Annotated in this window: 1 protein-coding gene; it reads right to left on the bottom strand. The window is 53.3% G+C overall.

Annotated elements, in window-relative coordinates:
- Positions 1-415 (bottom strand): ATP-binding cassette domain-containing protein (locus AC2JF9_RS09880; protein WP_500727425.1); only part of this gene is annotated, 415 nt, incomplete at both ends.

The raw sequence follows: 415 nt of genomic DNA, 5'->3' as shown, positions 1-415 counted from the left end.
ATATAAAATAGTCCTATGCCCTTGTCTGCAAGAGAGCGCAACAGTTGAAACAGGGTACGGATTTCAGCAAAAGTCAGGGTGGAGGTGGGTTCATCGAGAATCAGGATGCGTGCCTCCCGGATGAGGCCCCGCATGATTTCCAAAAGCTGTTGTTCGGCGATCGAGAGGCTGTCTGCCGTTTGGTGCAGGGAGAGGTTCCAGCCAAGCTGATTCATCAGTGTGCGCAGTTTCTCGCGAAGCAGTGTTTGCTTTTCCTCCATGCCGATCAGAATGTTTTCTTCTACGGTCATGTTCGGAAAAATCAAGGGTTCCTGAGGTACGAGGTAGATGCCGAGGCGGTGGGCGTCCCGCGGGGCTCGAATGGAAGCGGTTTCGCCTTCAATCGTGATGGTTCCTTGATCGGGTTCTTGCAGGC

The sequence above is a fragment of the Lactobacillus sp. C449L genome (genome assembly GCF_059900815.1).
This window is presented reverse-complemented; position numbering and strand designations above follow the sequence as displayed.